This window comes from Pseudohaliea rubra DSM 19751 (genome assembly GCF_000764025.1).
GTDB lineage: Bacteria > Pseudomonadota > Gammaproteobacteria > Pseudomonadales > Halieaceae > Pseudohaliea > Pseudohaliea rubra.
On sequence record NZ_KN234817.1, the window covers coordinates 1 to 3460 of the forward strand.

General features: G+C 68.9%; 4 protein-coding genes. 3 read left to right on the top strand and 1 reads right to left on the bottom strand.

What is annotated here, in order from left to right:
* Positions 1–230 precede the first annotated feature (230 nt).
* Positions 231–1193, bottom strand: a complete 963-nt coding sequence (locus HRUBRA_RS14360; protein ID WP_035518323.1) for a polyprenyl synthetase family protein — start codon at positions 1191–1193, stop codon at positions 231–233.
* 219 nt (positions 1194–1412) lie between these two features.
* Between HRUBRA_RS14360 and rplU the strand changes: the two genes are divergently transcribed.
* From rplU to cgtA, 3 genes are all read left to right on the top strand, one after another.
* Entirely contained in the window at positions 1413–1724 is a 312-nt protein-coding gene (gene rplU / locus HRUBRA_RS14365; RefSeq protein WP_035518325.1) for a 50S ribosomal protein L21, read from the top strand.
* Between the two features lie 18 nt (positions 1725–1742).
* Positions 1743–2000 carry a 50S ribosomal protein L27 gene (gene rpmA, locus HRUBRA_RS14370; RefSeq protein WP_035518327.1) on the top strand — a complete coding sequence of 86 codons (258 nt, stop codon included), beginning with the start codon at positions 1743–1745 and terminating at the stop codon, positions 1998–2000.
* A gap of 175 nt (positions 2001–2175) precedes the next feature.
* The gene (gene cgtA, locus HRUBRA_RS14375) at positions 2176–3369 is read left to right on the top strand and encodes an Obg family GTPase CgtA (RefSeq protein WP_035518329.1); all 1194 of its coding nucleotides are present in this window, start codon (positions 2176–2178) and stop codon (positions 3367–3369) included.
* The last annotated feature ends 91 nt before the right edge of the window (positions 3370–3460 follow it).

Consider the following 3460-nt stretch of genomic DNA (forward strand, 5'->3'; position numbering starts at 1 on the left):
CCTCGCGCACGAGCCTGCCGGCACGCTCCGGCGCGGCTGCCAGCGGCGCGAGCGGGGCGTCGTTCAGACGGCTGGCGTGGGCGTGGAGGGCGTGGCTAGCCCGTTCGCCCGGGGACAGGCTGTCTCGCGGCACGGCGTTATGCTCCAGAAAGTGTCCCGGCAGTATAGGGAGCCTGGCGACCCCGGTGCCACCTCGATCGGGTCTGCGCTCCGGCCGGACCGGGAGCCGGCTAGCTGTTGCGGTCCACGGAGCGGTGGGCGAGGGTCAGCAGCGCCTCCAGGGCGGCCCCGTCCTTGAGGCCGTCGAGGGCGGCGAGGGCGTGGTCGCGGTGCAGCTCGGCCCGGGCGCGGGTGTAGGCGAGGCTGCCGCAGTCGTTTACGGCGGCCACCACCGCGCCCAGGGCGCTGGCGTCGCGCCCCGCGATGGCATCCCGTACCACCCGGCGCTGGGCCTCATTGCCCGTGCGCAGCACGTGGATCAGCGGCAGCGTCGGCTTGCCCTCGCCCAGGTCGTCGCCGACATTCTTGCCCATGGTGGCGGCGTCGCCTTCGTAGTCGAGGAGGTCGTCCACCATCTGGAAGGCGATACCGAGGTTGAGGCCGAAGTCGTAGAGACGCTGCTGCAGGGCCCCATCGCCGTCGTGGAGCCGGGCGGCTCCGCGGCTGGCGGCAGCGAACAGCACTGCCGTTTTGCGGGTGATGACGTCCATATACTGCGCTTCGGTGGTGTCCGGGTTCCCGGCCAGGGCCAGTTGCAGGACTTCGCCGGCGGCGATGGCGTTGGTCGTGTCCGCCATCTGTGCCAGCAGCGGCATGTCGTCCAGGCTGACCATGAGCTGGAAGGCCCGGGTATAAAGGAAATCGCCCACGAGTACACTCGGGGCGTTGCCGAAGGCAGCGTTCGCCGTGGGGCGCCCGCGGCGCAGCTCCGAGAGATCGACGACATCATCATGGAGGAGCGTCGCCGTGTGGATGAACTCGATCACCGCGGCGAAACAGATGTGCCGGGGCGTGCAGGTACCAAGGGCGCTCGCCGTGAGCAGGGCCAGGACCGGGCGCAGGCGCTTGCCGCCGGCCTCGACAATGTAGTGGCCGATGTTCTCCACCATGTCGACATCGGACTCGAGCTGCTCGATGATCAGGGCGTTGACCTCGCGGAACTCGCGATCAACGACGGCGCGGATGTCGTGCATAGGAACGGGGCCTGAAAGTGCCCGCGCATGCTAGGTTGGACGCCGTGGGGTGTCAAGAGAGACGCTGCCGGGATGCTTGTGCCGGGCCGGCAAAACCCGTACAATCGCGCCCCCTTTGAGGCGTCGTGCCTCGGGATCCTGTTTCTGCCTCGCCCTGCCCACCGCGCCTGCGGTGTTTTCGACAAGACAGCGGGAAGGCTAACGTGACGGAGTGTGTTTATGTACGCAGTAATCGAGAGCGGTGGCAAGCAGCACCGCGTGGTTGAGGGCGAGTCCCTCAAGCTGGAAAAAATCGAAGCCGCCACCGGCGACACCATCGAGTTCGACAAGGTGCTCATGGTCGGCGGCGCTGACGGTGTGAAGATCGGCCGGCCCCTGGTCGACGGCGGCAAAGTGACCGCCGAGGTCGTCAGTCAGGGCCGCCACAAGAAGGTGCGCATCGTGAAGTTCAACCGGCGCAAGCATCATCGTAAAGAGACGGGCCACCGCCAGTGGTACACCGAAGTCAAGATTACCGGCATCACGGCATAACGCGGGAGCAAGCAGACTATGGCACACAAGAAAGCAGGCGGCAGTACCCGCAACGGGCGTGATTCCGAGAGCAAACGCCTCGGTGTGAAGCGCTTCGGCGGCCAGGTCGTCAAGGCGGGTAACATTCTGGTGCGGCAGCGCGGCACGCGTTTCCATGCCGGCGAGAATGTGCGCATCGGCAAGGACCACACGCTCTTCGCCACCGCGGAAGGCAAGGTCGAGTTCATCACCCGCGGGCCGAAGAGCCGCAAATTCGTCTGCGTCACCACGGCCTGAGGCGTCGCGCGCAGCGCGCCCGCGACGGGAGCCTCGTCAGCTGACGGGGCTTTTTTTTTGGTTCATCGAAGATTACGGGGGCGGATGCAGCATCCGCCCCGAGCCGCTGTTTGACGCCCGCAGGGTGATCTCCGGGCAGCTAGGGGCGCCACGCGCGTCGGGATAAACTGACACCATGAAATTCGTCGACGAAGCCACCATCAGGGTCAGCGCCGGCAAGGGCGGCAACGGCTGCCTGAGCTTCCGGCGCGAAAAATTCGTTGCCAAGGGCGGCCCGGACGGCGGCGACGGCGGCGACGGCGGCAGCGTGTACCTGCGCGCCGACCCGGCCCTCAACACCATGGTCGACTACCGCTACCAGCGGGCCTTCCGCGCCGCCAACGGCGAGCCCGGGCGCGGCCGCAACTGCACCGGTGCCAGCGGTGACGATCTCGTGCTGCCCGTCCCCGTGGGGACCACGGTCATCGACGTCGACAGCGACGAAGTACTCGGCGACCTGACCGAGGCCGGCGAGGAACTGCTCGTGGCCCAGGGCGGTTTCCACGGCCTCGGCAATACCCGCTACAAATCCTCCGTCAACCGCGCGCCGCGGCAGACCAGCCCCGGCTCGGAAGGCGAAGAGCGGCAGCTGCGCCTTGAGCTCAAGGTCCTGGCAGACGTGGGGCTCCTGGGTCTGCCCAATGCCGGCAAATCCACCTTCGTGCGCGCCGTATCCGCGGCGCGGCCGCGGGTGGCGGACTATCCCTTCACCACCCTCGTGCCCAGCCTCGGGGTCGTCCGCGTCGATCCGCTGCGCAGCTTCGTGGTCGCGGACATTCCCGGCCTTATCGCCGGCGCGGCGGAGGGGGCGGGCCTCGGCGTGCGCTTCCTGCGCCACCTGACCCGCACGCGTATCCTTCTGCACCTCGTCGACGTTGCGCCGCCGGACGGCAGCGACCCCGTGGCCGCCGTGCGCACCATCGCCGAAGAAATCGAGAACTTCAGCCCGGCCCTCGCGGCGCGGCCGCGCTGGCTGGTGCTGAACAAGCTCGACCTCCTCGACGAAGCCGCCGGTGAGGCGCTGGCCGCGCGGCTGCGCGAGGAACTGGCCTGGGAGGGGCCGCTCTACCGGATCGCGGCGGCGAGCGGCAGCGGCACCGAGCGCCTCTGCCAGGACCTCATGACGGCCCTCGAGGCGCGCCGCGAGGCTGAAGCGGCGGACCCGGCCCTCGCCGAGGCCGAAGCAGACGCCCAGAGCAGGCTGCAGCGGGAGGCGCGGGAGCGCATCGACGCCCTGCGGGCGCGACGCGGCCGGGCCCGGCAAGACGACGGTGGTGATGGCAGTGGCGATGACAGTGACTACGACGTCGAGGTTGAGTACGTCCCGTGACTGAGTCCCGCATGGAGCTGGCCAGCGCCCGGCGCTGGGTCGTCAAGGTCGGGTCCGCGCTGCTCACGGCGAACGGCCGTGGTCTCGACCC

Bases quoted from the DNA above. Each gene is read 5' to 3' on its own strand.
- cgtA (WP_035518329.1), top strand. From the start codon at position 2,176: ATGAAATTCGTCGACGAAGCCACCATCAGGGTCAGCGCCGGCAAGGGC.
- rplU (WP_035518325.1), top strand. From the start codon at position 1,413: ATGTACGCAGTAATCGAGAGCGGTGGCAAGCAGCACCGCGTGGTTGAG.
- rpmA (WP_035518327.1), top strand. From the start codon at position 1,743: ATGGCACACAAGAAAGCAGGCGGCAGTACCCGCAACGGGCGTGATTCC.
- HRUBRA_RS14360 (WP_035518323.1), bottom strand. From the start codon at position 1,193: ATGCACGACATCCGCGCCGTCGTTGATCGCGAGTTCCGCGAGGTCAAC.